Origin of the sequence: Streptomyces sp. NPDC096323, from assembly GCF_040302845.1 — a bacterium.
Lineage (GTDB): Bacteria > Actinomycetota > Actinomycetes > Streptomycetales > Streptomycetaceae > Streptomyces.
Genome location: NZ_JBEOSI010000005.1, coordinates 400,520 through 414,813, shown reverse-complemented (window position 1 = coordinate 414,813; position 14,294 = coordinate 400,520). Strand labels below are relative to the sequence as shown.

Annotated in this window: 16 protein-coding genes; 5 read left to right on the top strand and 11 right to left on the bottom strand. The window is 71.5% G+C overall.

Annotation, left to right across the window (positions count from 1 at the left end):
* Positions 1-48 precede the first annotated feature (48 nt).
* Positions 49-834: a hypothetical protein gene (locus ABTX18_RS16840; protein WP_352123448.1), complete on the top strand. Its 786-nt coding sequence runs from the start codon at positions 49-51 to the stop codon at positions 832-834.
* A gap of 5 nt (positions 835-839) precedes the next feature.
* On the opposite strand, the gene ABTX18_RS16835 is transcribed toward ABTX18_RS16840, so the two are convergent.
* Positions 840-1,049, bottom strand: coding sequence for a DUF397 domain-containing protein (locus tag ABTX18_RS16835; protein WP_352123447.1), 210 nt, complete (start codon positions 1,047-1,049; stop codon positions 840-842).
* Positions 1,046-1,873, bottom strand: coding sequence for a helix-turn-helix domain-containing protein (locus ABTX18_RS16830; RefSeq protein ID WP_352123446.1), 828 nt, complete (start codon positions 1,871-1,873; stop codon positions 1,046-1,048). Before ABTX18_RS16830 ends, ABTX18_RS16835 begins: the two co-directional genes overlap by 4 nt.
* Positions 1,874-1,980: 107 nt before the next feature.
* Between ABTX18_RS16830 and ABTX18_RS16825 the strand changes: the two genes are divergently transcribed.
* Both ABTX18_RS16825 and ABTX18_RS16820 read left to right on the top strand, forming a co-directional pair.
* On the top strand, positions 1,981-2,232 hold the full coding sequence (locus ABTX18_RS16825; RefSeq protein WP_352123445.1) for a hypothetical protein: 252 nt from the start codon (positions 1,981-1,983) through the stop codon (positions 2,230-2,232).
* Positions 2,229-2,387, top strand: a complete 159-nt coding sequence (locus ABTX18_RS16820) for a hypothetical protein (RefSeq protein WP_352123444.1) — start codon at positions 2,229-2,231, stop codon at positions 2,385-2,387. Before ABTX18_RS16825 ends, ABTX18_RS16820 begins: the two co-directional genes overlap by 4 nt.
* A 13-nt stretch (positions 2,388-2,400) precedes the next feature.
* Here the strand turns inward: ABTX18_RS16820 and ABTX18_RS16815 are convergent, their stop codons facing one another.
* Positions 2,401-3,180 carry an NAD(P)H-dependent oxidoreductase gene (locus ABTX18_RS16815; RefSeq protein ID WP_352123443.1) on the bottom strand — a complete coding sequence of 260 codons (780 nt, stop codon included), beginning with the start codon at positions 3,178-3,180 and terminating at the stop codon, positions 2,401-2,403.
* A 144-nt stretch (positions 3,181-3,324) separates the two neighbouring features.
* Here ABTX18_RS16815 and ABTX18_RS16810 point away from each other — a divergent pair, with 144 nt between their 5' ends.
* Positions 3,325-4,203: a helix-turn-helix transcriptional regulator gene (locus ABTX18_RS16810; protein WP_352123442.1), complete on the top strand. Its 879-nt coding sequence runs from the start codon at positions 3,325-3,327 to the stop codon at positions 4,201-4,203.
* Position 4,204: 1 nt separating this feature from the next.
* Here ABTX18_RS16810 and ABTX18_RS16805 read toward each other — a convergent pair whose 3' ends face one another.
* The 6 genes from ABTX18_RS16805 to ABTX18_RS16780 all read right to left on the bottom strand — a co-directional run bounded on the left by ABTX18_RS16805 (position 4,205) and on the right by ABTX18_RS16780 (position 10,436).
* Positions 4,205-4,663 carry a VOC family protein gene (locus ABTX18_RS16805; RefSeq protein ID WP_352123441.1) on the bottom strand — a complete coding sequence of 153 codons (459 nt, stop codon included), beginning with the start codon at positions 4,661-4,663 and terminating at the stop codon, positions 4,205-4,207.
* Complete coding sequence (locus ABTX18_RS16800) at positions 4,644-5,324, bottom strand: class F sortase (protein ID WP_352123440.1); 681 nt, start codon at positions 5,322-5,324, stop codon at positions 4,644-4,646. Before ABTX18_RS16800 ends, ABTX18_RS16805 begins: the two co-directional genes overlap by 20 nt.
* Positions 5,321-6,784: a hypothetical protein gene (locus tag ABTX18_RS16795; protein ID WP_352123439.1), complete on the bottom strand. Its 1,464-nt coding sequence runs from the start codon at positions 6,782-6,784 to the stop codon at positions 5,321-5,323. The genes ABTX18_RS16800 and ABTX18_RS16795 overlap by 4 nt, the downstream gene beginning before the upstream one ends.
* A 56-nt stretch (positions 6,785-6,840) precedes the next feature.
* Complete coding sequence (locus tag ABTX18_RS16790) at positions 6,841-8,391, bottom strand: FAD-dependent monooxygenase (RefSeq protein WP_352123438.1); 1,551 nt, start codon at positions 8,389-8,391, stop codon at positions 6,841-6,843.
* A 76-nt stretch (positions 8,392-8,467) separates the two neighbouring features.
* Entirely contained in the window at positions 8,468-9,433 is a 966-nt protein-coding gene (gene rarD / locus ABTX18_RS16785) for an EamA family transporter RarD (RefSeq protein WP_352123437.1), read from the bottom strand.
* Between the two features lie 142 nt (positions 9,434-9,575).
* The gene (locus ABTX18_RS16780) at positions 9,576-10,436 is read right to left on the bottom strand and encodes an SDR family oxidoreductase (RefSeq protein WP_352123436.1); all 861 of its coding nucleotides are present in this window, start codon (positions 10,434-10,436) and stop codon (positions 9,576-9,578) included.
* 110 nt (positions 10,437-10,546) lie between these two features.
* Between ABTX18_RS16780 and ABTX18_RS16775 the strand changes: the two genes are divergently transcribed.
* Positions 10,547-10,969 (top strand): winged helix-turn-helix transcriptional regulator, encoded by a 423-nt coding sequence (locus tag ABTX18_RS16775; RefSeq protein ID WP_352123435.1) that lies wholly within the window; start codon positions 10,547-10,549, stop codon positions 10,967-10,969.
* Between the two features lie 63 nt (positions 10,970-11,032).
* Here ABTX18_RS16775 and ABTX18_RS16770 read toward each other — a convergent pair whose 3' ends face one another.
* Together ABTX18_RS16770 and ABTX18_RS16765 are read right to left on the bottom strand one after the other, a co-directional pair.
* Positions 11,033-12,091, bottom strand: a complete 1,059-nt coding sequence (locus tag ABTX18_RS16770) for a 2-oxoacid:ferredoxin oxidoreductase subunit beta (RefSeq protein ID WP_352123434.1) — start codon at positions 12,089-12,091, stop codon at positions 11,033-11,035.
* On the bottom strand, positions 12,084-14,039 hold the full coding sequence (locus ABTX18_RS16765) for a 2-oxoacid:acceptor oxidoreductase subunit alpha (RefSeq protein WP_352123433.1): 1,956 nt from the start codon (positions 14,037-14,039) through the stop codon (positions 12,084-12,086). Before ABTX18_RS16765 ends, ABTX18_RS16770 begins: the two co-directional genes overlap by 8 nt.
* Positions 14,040-14,294 lie beyond the last annotated feature (255 nt).

The window sequence follows — 14,294 nt, the reverse complement described above, 5'->3', positions numbered from 1 at the left end:
GTGCTGGGGCGCAGGCGGGGAAATCCGGGCCGGACCTAGAGTGCGGACATGCCTCCGTTTGATGGTCCGGGGAGAATCACGCTCAGGGAAGAGATCCTTTCGCTGCGGGAGCGGCAGCAGCGTCGGCGGCGCTCGCGTCGGCGTCGGCTCGCGACGGGCGCCGGAGCCGGTCTCGCCGTGCTGGCCGGCGGCCTATGGCCTCTTCTGGGCGCCGGGCCGCAGCCGGGCGGCCATGCGCCCCTGCCTGTATGCGCAGCCGACAGCACCACCCTGCGCGCCGACGTGGATGCGGACGGGCACCTGGACGAGATCCGCGACCAGAACCGCGACGCGTCCGGTTCGGTGGTCTTTCGGAAAGACGGAGACCGCACCACCGTCGGTGCGGGCGATGCCCGTGGGTTCTGGCCGAAGCTGCGAGGTGCGCTGAAGGAGGACATGGTGACGCGGGGAGCATTCGGCGACTTCGACGGCGACGGGTACCTCGACCTGGCCCTCTTCTACAGCCAGGACGACGAGGGCGACAGCCCGCGCGACAACATGCTGGTGCACGAGGTGCGTTACGGGCCTCTGGCCCGGGACCTGAGCAGTGACCGGACCGGCACCATCCGCGTAGGCAGCCCGGCGTTCGTGTCCGGGGCGTGGGTCACGGACGCCGACCACGACGGCCGCTCCGAGCTCCAGGTCCTCCAGTCGGGCGGGGACGGCATGATCGCGCGCCATGTCGGCCGGCAGGACGACGGAGGGATCTCGGTGGGAGGCGAGGAGTTCCGCGGGCCGGACCGGCCCGAGACGGAGCTCGGGCGGCTTGCCTTCCGTGCGTGCGCGGCTCGCTGACGCGATCAGGCGTTGCCGAGGTCGCCCCGCTTGACGCCCGCCACGAAGGAGGCGAAGGCGTCGACGGGGAGCGTCAGGACCGGGCCGGTCGGGTTCTTGGAGTCGCGTACGGGGACGATGCCGCGCGGGGCTACGAGGTTGGTGGCGACCTCGATGCAGGCGCCGCCATTGTTGCTGTAGGACGAGGTGTACCAGCGGGGGGATTCGGTCGTCACGGGGTGCCCTTTCGTGCCTGCTCGATCATGGCCATCGACGCCGACTGGGAGAGCGCCTCGGCCTGTAGCTGATGGTAGGCCGTCAACAGCGGCAGTACGAAAGTGCTTTCGCGTTCCAGATGGCCTTGTTGGGCCGACTCGGCGTAGGACATGAGCGAGCGGTCCGGCAGCGTCAGTACGTAGACGGGCAGGTCGAACGGGCGGCGGACGCCCATCGTGAACGGGGCGATCTGCAGGACGGTGGTCGGCAGCTCGGCGAACTCGAGCAGACGCGTCAACTGCGCGTCCATAGCCGCCGGATCGCCGATCGGCCGGCGGATGCAGCTCTCGTCGAGCACGACCAGCACCAAGGGCGTGGGCGTGCGGGTCAGTGACGCCTGCCGCTGTGCGACGAGGTCGATCCGCTCCTGCGCCTGGTCCGGCGTGATCGCCCCGCGCTTCACGGCGCTCTCGGCGAGGGCTGTCGCGTACTCCGGGGTCTGGAGCAGGCCGGGCATGACGCCCACCTCGTAGAGCCGGATCTCCGCAGCTCGGGCCTCCTGACCCACATACTCCGGGAAGCCTTCCAGCAGGGCCGTGTGGCGCGCGGCCCGACCCTGGCGCTCGAACTGATCGCCGGTTCCGAACGCCTTGTCGACGCTGTTCGAGAAGCGGGGAGTTGGGGACCGGCGACCGGTTTCGACAGCCGAGATATGAGTTCCGGAGTACCCCGTGCGCTCACCCAGTTCATCCTGCGTCCAGCCACGCTCGTCCCGTAACGTGCGAAGACGCTCCCCGAAGGCTGCGACGGGGGAGCTTTCGGGGCTCAGCTCTTTGCGGTTCATCAGTGTTCCGCCCAACTCTCCGTGCGGCTGACGCAAGTTGAAGACACTGCGACTCTAGGCCACGCTCGACCCGCTTGGTAGTGGAACGACTACGGAGAGGCACGAACGTGTCCGAAGAGAACCGGCCCCCGCCCCGCGGCACCCTCGTCGTGGACACCAACCGTGGTGACCGTGGCCGTGATCGCGACCGCGTCGGGGAGTTCCGCGGAGTCGCGGGCCCCTACTGGATGCTGCGGCCGGCCAGGGGCGGTCCCGAGTGGGAGGCGCTTCCCGAGCACGTCCGCCCGGCCACGCCCGCCGAGTCCCTCGCCGCCAGGACCGCGAGGGAGAACGCCCGGAGCCGGGGTGAGGTGGCGTGAGCGGCCGGGCGGAGGCGCCCGACGCGTGCCAGGAGTGCCAGGAGCTCGTTCTGGCCGAAGCCGCCGCCAAGCGTGAGCGGGACGGGAGCCGGGAGACCGACTGCCGGGTGCTGCGGGCGCGCCATCAGGCCGCGGTGCACGGGGCGCGGGCGTGAGGGCACGCGGCCGTCAGCCGCGTACGTGGAGTCCGAAGCCCGTGCGGCCCGCCGGCTCCAGGCCGGACTTCAGGTGCAGGGACGGGATCTCGTAGTCGCCGAAGTTCTGCCGCCGGAACGCGACCGGTTCGGTCGACTCCAGGGTGAGCAGGCGCTGTTCCCACGCCTTGGCCGCGTCCGGGAAGTCGTCGCCGGTCATCCGGTCGGTGCCGTACAGGACGAACGGCGGCAGCACCTCGATGCCGGGGTAGTAGAGGATGCCGTGCTGGATGGGGAACAGCAGGTCGTCGATGGGGCCGTTGATGCCGCGGGCGGCGTAGTGCGACTCCTGGCCGCCGACCGTCACCGAGAGCAGGGCCCTGCGGCCGGCGAGCGTGCCTTCGCCGAAGCGCTCGCCGTACTTCGTGTCGTTGTGCTCCCCGACGCCGTACGCGAAGTGGTACGTGAACACCCGGTCCACCCAGCCCTTCAGGATCGCGGGCATCGAGTACCACCACAGCGGGAACTGGAAGATGACCGTGTCCGCCCACAGCAGCTTCTCCTGCTCGGCGCGGACGTCCTCGGTGAGCGTTCCGGCGTCGAAGGCCCGGCCCGAGTCGCGGGCGACCCTCAGGGGGGTCGAGGCGTCGGGGCCGTAGTCCGCGGCGTCCACGACCGCCTTCCAGTTCATCGCGTACAGATCGCTCACCCGTACCTCGTGCCCGGCGGCCTCCAGGGTGGATACCGCGAGGTCCTTCAGCGAGCTGTTGAGCGACTGCGGCTCGGGGTGGGCGTGGACGATCAGGGTCTTCATGAGGACTCCTTCGGGCGGGTTCGGATGTCTCCGATTCAAGACGCCCGGGCGTCCGCCGTTCAGGGGCGCCGCTTCCGTCGGACCGGACTTCCTGGTATCGGCAGGGCCACCTTCACGCGCCAGGCCGTGGTCATACTGGAGCGCATGGACGATCTCGCGGGCTTTCTGCGGACCCGGCGTTCCCGGGTCGATCCGGCGGCCGTCGGCATCCCCGCGGACAGCCGCCGCCGGGTCGAAGGGCTGCGCCGTGAAGAGGTGGCCCACCTGTCCGGAGTGAGCGTCGACTACTACGTACGCCTGGAGCAGGGCCGGGCGACCCAGCCCTCCGAGCAGGTTCTCGACGCGCTCGCCCGCGTCCTCGGCCTCGACGAGACCGAGCGGGAGCACCTCCACCGGCTCGCCCGGCAGCGCCGCCGCCGCGCGAAGGCGCCGGGCGGGCGGGTCAGGCCGGAGGTGCTGCGGGTCCTCGACCTGGTCGTCGACGCGCCCGCTCTGATCATGGACCACCGGCTCGACGTCCTTGCCGGGAACCGCCTCGCCGGGCTGCTCTACGGGCGGCCGATGCCGGGCCTGAACACCGCACGCCACCTCTTCCTGGAGGAGAGCGAGCGCGGTCTCTACGCGGACTGGGAGACCTGCACACTCGATGCGGTCGGACACCTGCGCCTGGCGGCCGGCCGTTATCCCGAGGACCCCCGCCTGGCCTCGCTCATCGGCGAACTGGCGATGGGCAGCGAGCGTTTCCGCCGGCTCTGGGCCCGGGCGGATGTGCGTGCCCGGACCCATGGCCGCAAGGCGTTCCGGCATCCGCTGGTCGGGCTGCTGGAGCTGCACCAGGAGAACTTCGCCCTGCCGGACGAAGCCGGCCGGGAACTGCTCGTGCTGTCGGCGGCCCCGGGCAGCCCCGCCGAGGACGGGCTGCGACTGCTCGCGGGGCTGGACGCGGACGGCACGGACGGCGGTGATGGCGCGGGCGGCGGTGAGGCGCAGCCATCGGTACACCCCCGTCAGCTCCGCGCGTAGCTCACTGCACGCAGAACTCGTTGCCCTCCGGATCGGCGAGCACCGTCCACGTCCCGCCCGGCTCCGCCACCTTGCGGAGCACCTGCGCGCCCAGGCCCTCCAGGCGGGCCACCTCCGCGTCGCGGCGCTCCGGTCCGGCGTGCAGGTCGAGGTGGAGCCGGTTCTTCACCGTCTTGGGCTCCGGCACGCGCTGGAACAGCAGCCGCCGCCCCAGCCCCGTCCCGCTCTCCTGCTCGTACGGATCGTCCGGGTGCCGTACGGCCGCCAGGTCCAGCCAGGCCCGCCGCCCGTGCGCGGTCGTCGTGATCGCCTCCGGTACGGCTCCGAGGCCCAGGAGGCGTTCGACCAGGGGGCTGTTGTCCTCGATCTCGTAGCCGAGGGCCGCGGACCAGAACCCGGCCTGGGCGTGCGGGTCCGCGGCGTCGACGACGACTTTCCACTCAAGAGTCATGCGGGACATTCTCGCCCGGAACGGCGGATTCCGGTGGGCGGATCGAGACCAGGCGGGCGAACGCCACCACGTTCGCCTGGTAGCCGCCCGCCGCGGGGTCGTAGGCACCGCCGCAGGTGAGCAGGCGCAGCTGGGCGTCCTCGGTCGCGCCGTAGACGCGGGCGCTCGGGAAGTCGCGCTTCTCGAACTCCTCGATCGCGTAGATGCGGAAGGCCGCCACCGTCCGGTCCGCGCGGCGCACGTCGACCGTCGCGCCGGGGGCCAGCGTGTCCAGTCCGGCGAAGGCCGCCGGGCCGGTCGGGGTGTCGACGTGGGCGACGACGACGGCGGTGCCGGGGGAGCCCGGGGTCACCCCGTCCCGGTACCAGCCGGCCAGATTGCGCTCCGCCGGGTCGGGCACCCCGAGCCTGCCCCGGCTGTCCAGGGTCAGGTCCACCAGGGGTGCGTCGACCCCGAGGGCGGGGATGCCGACGCGGACGGGGCGGGAGGCGGACGGCCCCGCCGTCGCCGTGGCGCCGGGCCGGGGAGCGGCGGACGTGCTGGGCTCCGTCAGGGGCGAGCCCAGGAGCAGGACGAGCACCGCCGCGGCGGCCGGGATCAGCCCGGCCGCCGCGATCGGGCGCGGGAACGGCCGCCGTGAGGGCCGTTCCCGCGGGATCCGGGTGCTCAACCGCGCCGGCGCCGGACAGTGCGGAGTCCGCCGAGGGCGGCACCGGCCGCTGCCAGCAGCCCCGCCGCTCCGGCCGCCAGGCCCGTACCGGAGAGGCCGGTCGGGCCGGAGCCGGTCAGGGCGGTGGATCCGTCGCCCGCGTCGACCGGGCCTTCGGGCATGGGGCCGCTCCCGTGGCCGCCACCGTTCCCGTGGCCCCCTCCCCAGTGACCGCCGCCGTGGCCGTGGGACGGGGTGGGCCTGGGGTGGTGGGGGTGGGTGGGGCTGGGTGACGGGCTCGGCTCCACGTCACGCGCGGTGATCAGGGTGCGGTCCGTCGCGGCGACGCCGGTGCGCTGCGGCCCGTCGGCACCGGTCAGGGTGACCGTCAGCTCGGTCGTCACGTCGAGCGGGCCCGTGGGCGCGCCCTCGGCGGCCGCGAGGGTGAACGCGGCGCCTGCCTTCCCTCCGGGCTCCAGCGTGCCGCCGGCGCGGAGGTTGGTCCGCAGTGCGCCGGTGAGTGTCCCGTCCGGCCCCTGGGTGAGGGCGACCTCGGAGCCCTCGGACATGACGGTCAGCTGGTCCGCCCGGAGGCCGGCCGGTCCCTTGAGGGTCAGGTGGGTGCCGATGCCGGGGTACTGCGGTCCGTCCGCCGGGTCGGTGTAGGAGGCGTCGGCCGGGCGGGGGCCGTCCCCCGCCTCGATCTCGTCGGGGACGGTGAGCGCGGCCGTCGCCTTGCCCGTGACGGCGAAGTCCCAGGTGGTGCCGTCAGCCGTGATGTTGTCGACGTAGGTGTTGAGCGTGCCCGTCGCGTCGCCGAGCCGGCCGATGTTGGCGATGACCCCGTACGCGCCCTCGCACTCGGCGACGAAGTGCGACAGCGGGGCGTCTCCGCCCGCCGGGATGCCGGCCACCGCGCGCGAGGTGCGCATCACCGAGTCGCCGGTGAACCGGTACTTCTGCCAGGTGTCCGGCTTCAGAGCGGCGCCCTGGACGTCGGTGTTGCTGCCCGGTTCGAAGGACAGGGTGGTGAATCCCCCGCAGGAGGCAGGGAGTTGCAGGTTGGCGCCGATGCTGGTGTTGCTCGAGCCCTCGGTCGCGGTGTACGCCCAGTACGAGATGCCCGCGTCCAGCAGTGGCTGCATCGGCTCGGGGGTCCAGGTCGCGTTGAAGTAGTGGGCGGCCTGCGCTTGTTCACCGGCGCCGATGGCGAGGCGCAGGCTGCCGTTGAGATGGACCGGGTCGGGCTTCGGGGAGACCTCTTGGATGCCGGGGTCCCGGTCGGGGGTCGTTTCCTGGAGCCGCAACCAGGGACCCGCCGGGCCGAGGCCCGACGGGTGGACGGTCCGCACGGTGTCGTCCGCGCCCGCGGTGGGAGCGATTCCGCAGGCGAGGAGCGTCAGGGCGGACGCAGCGGCGGTGGTGGTAGCGGTGCGCAGGAGCGTGCGGGACGTTCCGGAGGTGCGCGAGGGTCGGGTCATAAGTGTGAGGAGAATATAAGCGTTGCGTCAGCGGTGTATGACCCGCCGTAACAGGCTCAAGCTCGCTCCAATGCCGCAGCGCGCAGGTACTCCGCGACCGCCCGCACGTCCCCGGCCGGGGCGATCAGCCCGACGTGGTTGTCCGGCCGGATCAGGACCAGGACGTCCTCGCCGGGCCCGATGCCGTACGCCGAACGGGCGTGGCCGTCATCATCGGCCAGGCCCTGGGGGCCGCCCACGTCCACTCCGTACGCCAGCAGTTCTCCCTTGTGCGCCGCCGACGCCTCCCGGAGTGCGGCCGCCGTGCCCGTACCGAAGCCGAGGAGGGTGAAGTGCGGTCCGGCGAAGGCCTCGAACAGCCGGCGGGGCGCCCCGGTGGCCACGTCGCGACAGGGGGCGTCCGGGGCGCGGTCGCCGGCGCGCAGCCGGGATGTGGCGCCGAGGCGGGCCAGTGAGCTCCACCGGTAGCCGTCGCCCAGGCCGTTGGTGCGCGGGGTGATCGCCGTGTCCAGGCCGCCGCCCGGCTTCTTGATCGCCTCCAGCGTGGCCCGCAGCCGCTCCGCGCTGAGGTCGAGGACGTCGGCCGCTACGGGCAGCCGCTCCTCCTCGTACGTGTCGAGGAGGGCCGGGCCGGCCTGTCCCGAGGCGACCCGGGCGAGCTTCCAGCCGAGGTTGTACGCGTCCTGGATGCCGGTGTTCATGCCGAGCCCGCCCGCGATCGAGTGGACATGGGCGGCGTCGCCCGCCAGGAACACCCGGCCCACCCGGTAGCGCTCCGCGAGGCGTTCGTTGACCCGGTAGGTGGAGAGCGGACCGGCCTCGGACAGCAGGCCGCCCGGCAGCCCCGTGTGCTTGGCGAACAGTCGCTGGAAGCTCTCCAGGGACGGGGGTACGGGGGCGCCCGCGGCGTCGGTCTCGGGGCCGGCCTGGAACCACCAGCCCGAACGGGTGCCGGGGATGGGGCAGAGCATCACGGCGCCGTCCTCGTCGAACCACTGGTGCCAGACGCCGCGGTCGGGTCCCGTCACCTCGACGTCGCCGCAGACCATCATCTGCGTCTCGTCCGTCTTCCCCTCGAACGGGACGCCCAGCAGCTTGCGCACCGCGCTGTGGCCGCCGTCGCAGCCGACGGCGTACCGCGCCCCGATCTCCCCGCCGTCGGCGAGCGTGGCGGTCACGGTCGTGCCGTCCTGGGCGAGGCCCACGACTTCGCGGCCGAGTGCGACGCGTACGCCGTAGGTCGCGAGCCGGTCCCGGAGGATCTCCTCCAGCCGCCACTGGGCGATCAGCCTGCCCCGGTCGTAGGGGGCGTCCGGGGTCGGGCGCGCGTCGGCGAAGGGGGTGGCGTCGGCGATCGCCACCGCGTCCCGGTACTTGCGCATCGGCAGCGGCGCGGCCCCGGCGGCCATCACCTCCTCGACGACACCGAGGTCCTCCAGGACCTCCAGGGAGCGCGGATTGGGACCCTTGGCCCGGGAGCTGCGCGGGAACCGCGGGGACTTGTCGATGATCGTCACGTCGACGGCCCGCCGGGCGAGATCGATGGCCAGGGTGAGTCCGGTCGGCCCGGCGCCGACGATCAGCACGGTGGTCGGGGATGTGGGCATGCGTACTCCTCGGTTGCGCGTCCGTGACAGCGTCAAGGAAAACGCAACCGAGTAATAAAAGCAACTAGGTAATGACTTACGGGATGGTCGTGGTCTCCGTGACCGCCGGGGCGCCCTGTTGCGCCGCGGCCAGCCGTGCGGCCTGGGCGCGCACCCGTGTGCGCCGGGACGTCCGCAGCGCATCCCAGGTCAGCAGCGTGAGGGCGAGCCAGACCAGCGCGAATCCCGCCCAGCGTTCCGGCGGCATCGCCTCGTGGAAGTACACGATCTCGAGAAGGAACTGGAAGACCGGCGCCAGGTACTGCAGCAGGCCGAGCGTCGAGAGCGGCACGCGGATCGCGGCCGCCCCGAACAGGACCAGCGGAACGGCGGTCACCAGGCCGGTCGCCGCCAGCAGCGCCGCATGGCCGGCGCCCTCGGAGACGAACGTCGACTCGCCCCGCGTGCCCAGCCAGATCAGGTAGCCGAGCGCGGGCACGAACAGCACCGCCGTCTCGGCCGTGAGCGACTCCAGGCCGCCCATGTCGACCTTCTTCTTCACCAGTCCGTACGTGGCGAAAGAGAAGGCCAGCACCAGCGAGATCCACGGGGGCTGCCCGTAACCGATCGCCAGGACGAGCACCGCCGCGGCGCCCGTGCCGACCGCCACCCACTGCACCGGGCGCAGCCGCTCGCCGAGGAGCAGGACGCCCATCGCGATGGTGACCAGCGGATTGATGAAGTAGCCGAGGGACGCCTCGACGACGTGTCCGTGGTTCACGGACCAGATGTACAGGCCCCAGTTGACGGTGATCACGGCCGCGGCGACGGTGATCAGTCCCAGCTTCTTCGGCTGCCGGAGCAGAGTGCCGATCCAGGCCCAGCGGCGCAGGACGAGCAGGGCGATGCCGACGACGCCCAGGGACCAGACCATGCGGTGGGCGAGGATCTCGATCGCGCCGGACGGCTTCAGCAGGGGCCAGAAGAGCGGGACGACACCCCACAGACCGTAGGCCCCCAGTCCGGACAGGAATCCGGCCCGCTGTTCGTTCTTTCCCTTCACGGGCCCCTCCTGGCAGGTGTCCGTCGACGGCTCCGTCGACCTGACGAAGGTAGCGCCGAGGCGGCCCCGTGTCATAGCCGTATCGCCTGACGGTCATGACACCGGGCCGGGGGTCGTGTGGACGCGCCCTGCCGCAGGCCGCCTACTGGGCGGCGACCGCTGCGGCGACGGTCTCGGCGAGCGGCGTGGTCGGACGGCCGATCAGCCGGGCCAGGTCGCCGCCGGTGTGGGCCAGCCGCCCGCGCCGGATCGCCTCGTCCACGTCGACGAGGATCGCCGCGAAGCCCTCGGGCAGGCCGGCGCCGACCAGGATCTCCTGGTGCGCGGCGGCCGGGACGTCCTTGTAGACGATCTCCTCGCCGGAGGCCTTGGCGATCTCTGCGGCGTACTCCGCGAGCGACCAGGCGACGTCCCCGCTCAGCTCGTAGGCCCGGCCGAGGTGGCCCTCGCCGGTCAGGACGGCCGCGGCCGCGGCCGCGTAGTCGGCGCGCGTGGCGGAGGCGATCCTGCCCTCGCCCGCGTTGGCCACGACGGCCCCGTGGGCCAGGACGGGGGCCAGGTTCGCGGTGTAGTTCTCCGTGTACCAGCCGTTGCGCAGGAAGGTGTACGGCAGGCCCGAGTCGAGGATCAGCTGCTCGGTCACCTTGTGCTCCGCCGCCAGCTCGAAGTCCGCGTCGGGTCCGCCCAGGATGCCGGTGTACGCGAGCTGCGCCACGCCGGCCGCCTTGGCCGCGTCGATGACCGCGGTGTGCTGTGCGACGCGGCTGCCGACCTCGTTGCCGGAGACGAGCAGCGCCCGGTCACCGGCGCGGAAGGCGTCGGCCAGCGTCTCGGGACGGCTGTAGTCGGCGATCCGGAGCTCCACGCCGCGGGCGGCGAGGCCGGCGGCCTTCTCCTTGTCGCGGACGACGGCGGCGATCCGGTCGGCGGGGACGGTGGTCAGCAGCTGCTCGACGACGAGACGGCCGAGCGCTCCGGTGGCTCCGGTGACGACGATGCTCATGGGGTGTTTCTCCTCTTCAGGTGCTCATGTGCCTGTTCGCGTGTTCTGCTCCTCACCCTAGGGGTAGCACTAACCAAACGAAAGTACCCACTTTGAAGTAAGGTACCGGCATGAGCGTAAGCAGCGTGGAGCGAAGGCCCGAGGCACGACGTCCTGCCGGGCCCGATGTGCGGGAGCCGATGTGCCCGTCCCGCCTCGTCCTCGAACACGTCACGAGCCGCTGGGGCGTCCTGGTGCTCGCCGCCCTGCTGGAGCGCTCGTACCGCTTCAGCGAGCTGCGCCGCGAGGTCGGCGGTGTCAGCGAGAAGATGCTGGCCCAGACCCTCCAGACCCTGGAGCGCGACGGCTTCGTCGACCGGGACGCCAAGCCGGTGATCCCGCCACGGGTGGACTACAGCCTCACCGGTCTTGGCCGGGAGGCGGCGGAGCAGGTGTGGGCCCTGGCGCGCTGGTCGGAGCGGAGCCTGGACGCGGTGGACGCGGCGCGTACGGCGTACGACGCGCGCAAGCAGGGGCGCGAACCGGCGGCGTGACACACGAAACGCCGGCCCTCCCGGTGGGTACGGGGAAGGCCGGCGCTTCGCGCGTGCCGGGTCCTAGCCGGCCACGGTCCAGTTGTCGTTGCCCGCGAGCAGCGCGGCCAGGTCGCCCTTGCCGTGCTGCTCGACGGCGGTGTCGAGCTGGTCGGCCATGAGGGTGTCGTAGACCGGCCGTTGGACGTTGCGCAGGACCCCGATCGGGGTGTGGTGCAGGGTGTCGGGGTCGGCCAGCCTGCTGAGCGCGAAAGCGGTGGTCGGCGACGCGGCGTGCGCGTCGTGGACGAGGATCTGCGAGCGGTTCTCCTCCGTGACGGCGACCACCTTCAGATCACCCGTCAGCGAGTCCCGGACGACGCCCTTGGAATCGTCCGTGCCGAAGAGGATCGGCTGCCCGTGTTCGAGGCGGATCACCGCCTCCTGGGCCTGGTCCTTGTCCTTCAGGACCTCGAACGCGCCGTCGTTGAAGATGTTGCAGTTCTGGTAGATCTCCACCAGCGCCGTACCGGGGTGGTCGGCCGCCGCGCGCAGCACGCTCGTGAGGTGCTTGCGGTCGGAGTCGACGGTACGGGCGACGAACGAGGCCTCCGCGCCGATGGCCAGGGACACCGGGTTGAAGGGGGCGTCGAGCGAGCCCATCGGCGTCGACTTTGTGATCTTGCCGACCTCGGAGGTGGGGGAGTACTGCCCCTTGGTGAGCCCGTAGATCCGGTTGTTGAAGAGGAGGATCTTGAGGTTCACGTTGCGGCGGAGCGCGTGGATGAGGTGGTTGCCGCCGATGGACAGGGCGTCCCCGTCCCCGGTGACCACCCAGACGCTCAGGTCCCGCCGGGACGAGGCGAGTCCGGTGGCGATGGCCGGGGCGCGGCCGTGGATGGAGTGCATCCCGTACGTGTTCATGTAGTACGGGAAACGGGAGGAGCAGCCGATTCCGGAGACGAAGACGATGTTCTCCTTCGCCAGTCCGAGCTCGGGCATGAAGCCCTGCACGGCGGCGAGGACCGCGTAGTCACCGCAGCCGGGGCACCAGCGCACTTCCTGGTCGGACTTGAAGTCCTTCATGGACTGCTTGGCCTCGGTCTTCGGCACCAGCTGGAGAAGTTCGTTGGTCTCAGGCATCGATGGCCTCCTGGAGGGCCGCGGCAAGCTGCTCGGCCTTGAACGGCATGCCGTTGACCTGGTTGTAACTGTGCGCGTCCACCAGGTACTTGGCCCGGATGAGCGTGGCCAGCTGCCCGAGGTTCATCTCGGGGACGACCACCTTGTCGTAACGCTTGAGCACCTCGCCGAGATTCCGCGGGAACGGATTGAGGTGACGCAGGTGCGCCTGCGCGATGGGCTGCCCGGCGGCGCGGAGCCGTCGGACGGCGGCCGTGATGGGGCCGTACGTCGATCCCCAGCCGAGGACGAGGGTCTTCGCCTCCGCCGGGTCGTCGACCTCCAGGTCCGGGACCTCGATGCCGTCGATCTTGGCCTGGCGGGTGCGGACCATGAAGTCGTGGTTCGCGGGGTCGTAGGAGATGTTGCCGGTGCCGTCCTGCTTCTCGATGCCGCCGATGCGGTGCTCGAGACCCGGCGTGCCGGGGACGGCCCAGGGGCGGGCCAGGGTCTGCGCATCGCGCTTGTACGGCCAGAAGACCTCGGTGCCGTCGGCCAGCTCGTGGTTCGGGCCCTGGGCGAACTGGACGCGCAGATCCGGCAGTTCGTCGATGTCCGGGATGCGCCAGGGCTCGGAGCCGTTGGCGAGGTAGCCGTCGGAGAGCAGGAAGACCGGGGTCCGGTAGGTCAGGGCGATCCGGGCGGCGTCGAGGGCCGCGTCGAAGCAGTCCGCCGGGGTCCTCGGGGCCACGATCGGCACCGGGGCCTCGCCGTTGCGCCCGTACATCGCCTGGAGGAGGTCGGCCTGCTCGGTCTTGGTCGGCAGTCCGGTGGACGGGCCGCCGCGCTGGATGTCGATGATGAGAAGCGGGAGTTCGAGGGAGACGGCCAGGCCGATCGTCTCGGACTTGAGCGCCACGCCCGGGCCGGAGGTGGTGGTGACCGCGAGGCTGCCGCCGAAGGCCGCGCCGAGCGCGGCGCCGATCCCGGCGATCTCGTCCTCGGCCTGGAAGGTGCGTACGCCGAAGTTCTTGTGCTTGCTCAGCTCGTGCAGGATGTCCGAGGCCGGGGTGATGGGGTACGAGCCCAGGTACAACGGCAGATCCGCCTGCCGGCCCGCGGCGATCAGGCCGTAGGACAGGGCCAGGTTCCCCGAGATGTTGCGGTACGTGCCGGTGGGGAACGCAGCTGTGGCCGGGGCCACCTCGTAGCTGACCGCGAAGTCCTCCGTGGTCTCCCCGAAGTTCCAGCCGGCCCGGAACGCCGCCACGTTCGCCTCGGCGATCTGCGGCTTCTTGGCGAACTTCGTCCGGAGGAACTTCTCCGTGTTCTCGGTGGGCCGGTGGTACATCCACGACAGCAGCCCGAGCGCGAACATGTTCTTGGAGCGCTCGGCCTCCTTGCGGGAGAGCCCGAACTCCTTCAGCGCCTCGATGGTGAGCGTGGTCAGCGGCACCGGATGGACCTGATACGCCTCCAGTGAGCCGTCCTCCAGCGGGCTGGTCTCGTAACCCACCTTCGCCATCGGCCGCTTGGTGAACTCGTCGGTGTTGACGATGATGTCGGCGCCACGGGGCACGTCGGCGATGTTGGCCTTGAGCGCGGCCGGGTTCATCGCGACCAGCACGTTCGGGGCGTCGCCCGGGGTCAGGATGTCGTGGTCGGCGAAGTGGAGCTGGAACGAGGACACGCCCGGCAGGGTTCCTGCGGGGGCGCGGATCTCGGCGGGGAAGTTCGGCAGCGTGGAGAGGTCGTTCCCGAAGGACGCGGTCTCCGAGGTGAAACGGTCACCCGTGAGCTGCATGCCATCTCCGGAGTCACCCGCGAAGCGGATGATCACCCGGTCCAGGCGACGGATCTCTTTCCCGTCGGCGCCTGCTGGTGCGGACTGGGGGGCACGCTGTCCCCCTACGAGTGCCTCACTGGCCTCGTCGGCCTGCTCGGCTGGGCTACTGACCTGGCTGGTCACTTACTGGACCTCCCTCGGCGCGGCGGCTCGGAACCATCCGGCCCGCCGGCGGTCCCGAGCCCCACCCTACGACTGTAAGGGTCGCCTTCCTCGGGCCGATCACATCGTGGACGGCCTTTTGAGACGCTTTTCGGTGCTGTCCCGCCATGATTCATCAGGCACCCGGTTCCGCGGCGGACCTTTGGCGGAGTCGGTGAGGGGCGCGTCGCCCTTTGCCTGGTCGGGGCGGTGCAAAGAGCACCGTCAAAGTGGTCT

What these genes read in the sequence shown, in the direction of transcription:
- ABTX18_RS16840 (WP_352123448.1), top strand. Translation starts at nt 49, where the DNA reads ATGCCTCCGTTTGATGGTCCGGGGAGAATCACGCTCAGGGAAGAGATC.
- ABTX18_RS16830 (WP_352123446.1), bottom strand. Translation starts at nt 1,873, where the DNA reads ATGAACCGCAAAGAGCTGAGCCCCGAAAGCTCCCCCGTCGCAGCCTTC.
- ABTX18_RS16815 (WP_352123443.1), bottom strand. Translation starts at nt 3,180, where the DNA reads ATGAAGACCCTGATCGTCCACGCCCACCCCGAGCCGCAGTCGCTCAAC.
- ABTX18_RS16810 (WP_352123442.1), top strand. Translation starts at nt 3,325, where the DNA reads ATGGACGATCTCGCGGGCTTTCTGCGGACCCGGCGTTCCCGGGTCGAT.
- ABTX18_RS16805 (WP_352123441.1), bottom strand. Translation starts at nt 4,663, where the DNA reads ATGTCCCGCATGACTCTTGAGTGGAAAGTCGTCGTCGACGCCGCGGAC.
- ABTX18_RS16795 (WP_352123439.1), bottom strand. Translation starts at nt 6,784, where the DNA reads ATGACCCGACCCTCGCGCACCTCCGGAACGTCCCGCACGCTCCTGCGC.
- ABTX18_RS16790 (WP_352123438.1), bottom strand. Translation starts at nt 8,391, where the DNA reads ATGCCCACATCCCCGACCACCGTGCTGATCGTCGGCGCCGGGCCGACC.
- ABTX18_RS16780 (WP_352123436.1), bottom strand. Translation starts at nt 10,436, where the DNA reads ATGAGCATCGTCGTCACCGGAGCCACCGGAGCGCTCGGCCGTCTCGTC.
- ABTX18_RS16775 (WP_352123435.1), top strand. Translation starts at nt 10,547, where the DNA reads ATGAGCGTAAGCAGCGTGGAGCGAAGGCCCGAGGCACGACGTCCTGCC.
- ABTX18_RS16770 (WP_352123434.1), bottom strand. Translation starts at nt 12,091, where the DNA reads ATGCCTGAGACCAACGAACTTCTCCAGCTGGTGCCGAAGACCGAGGCC.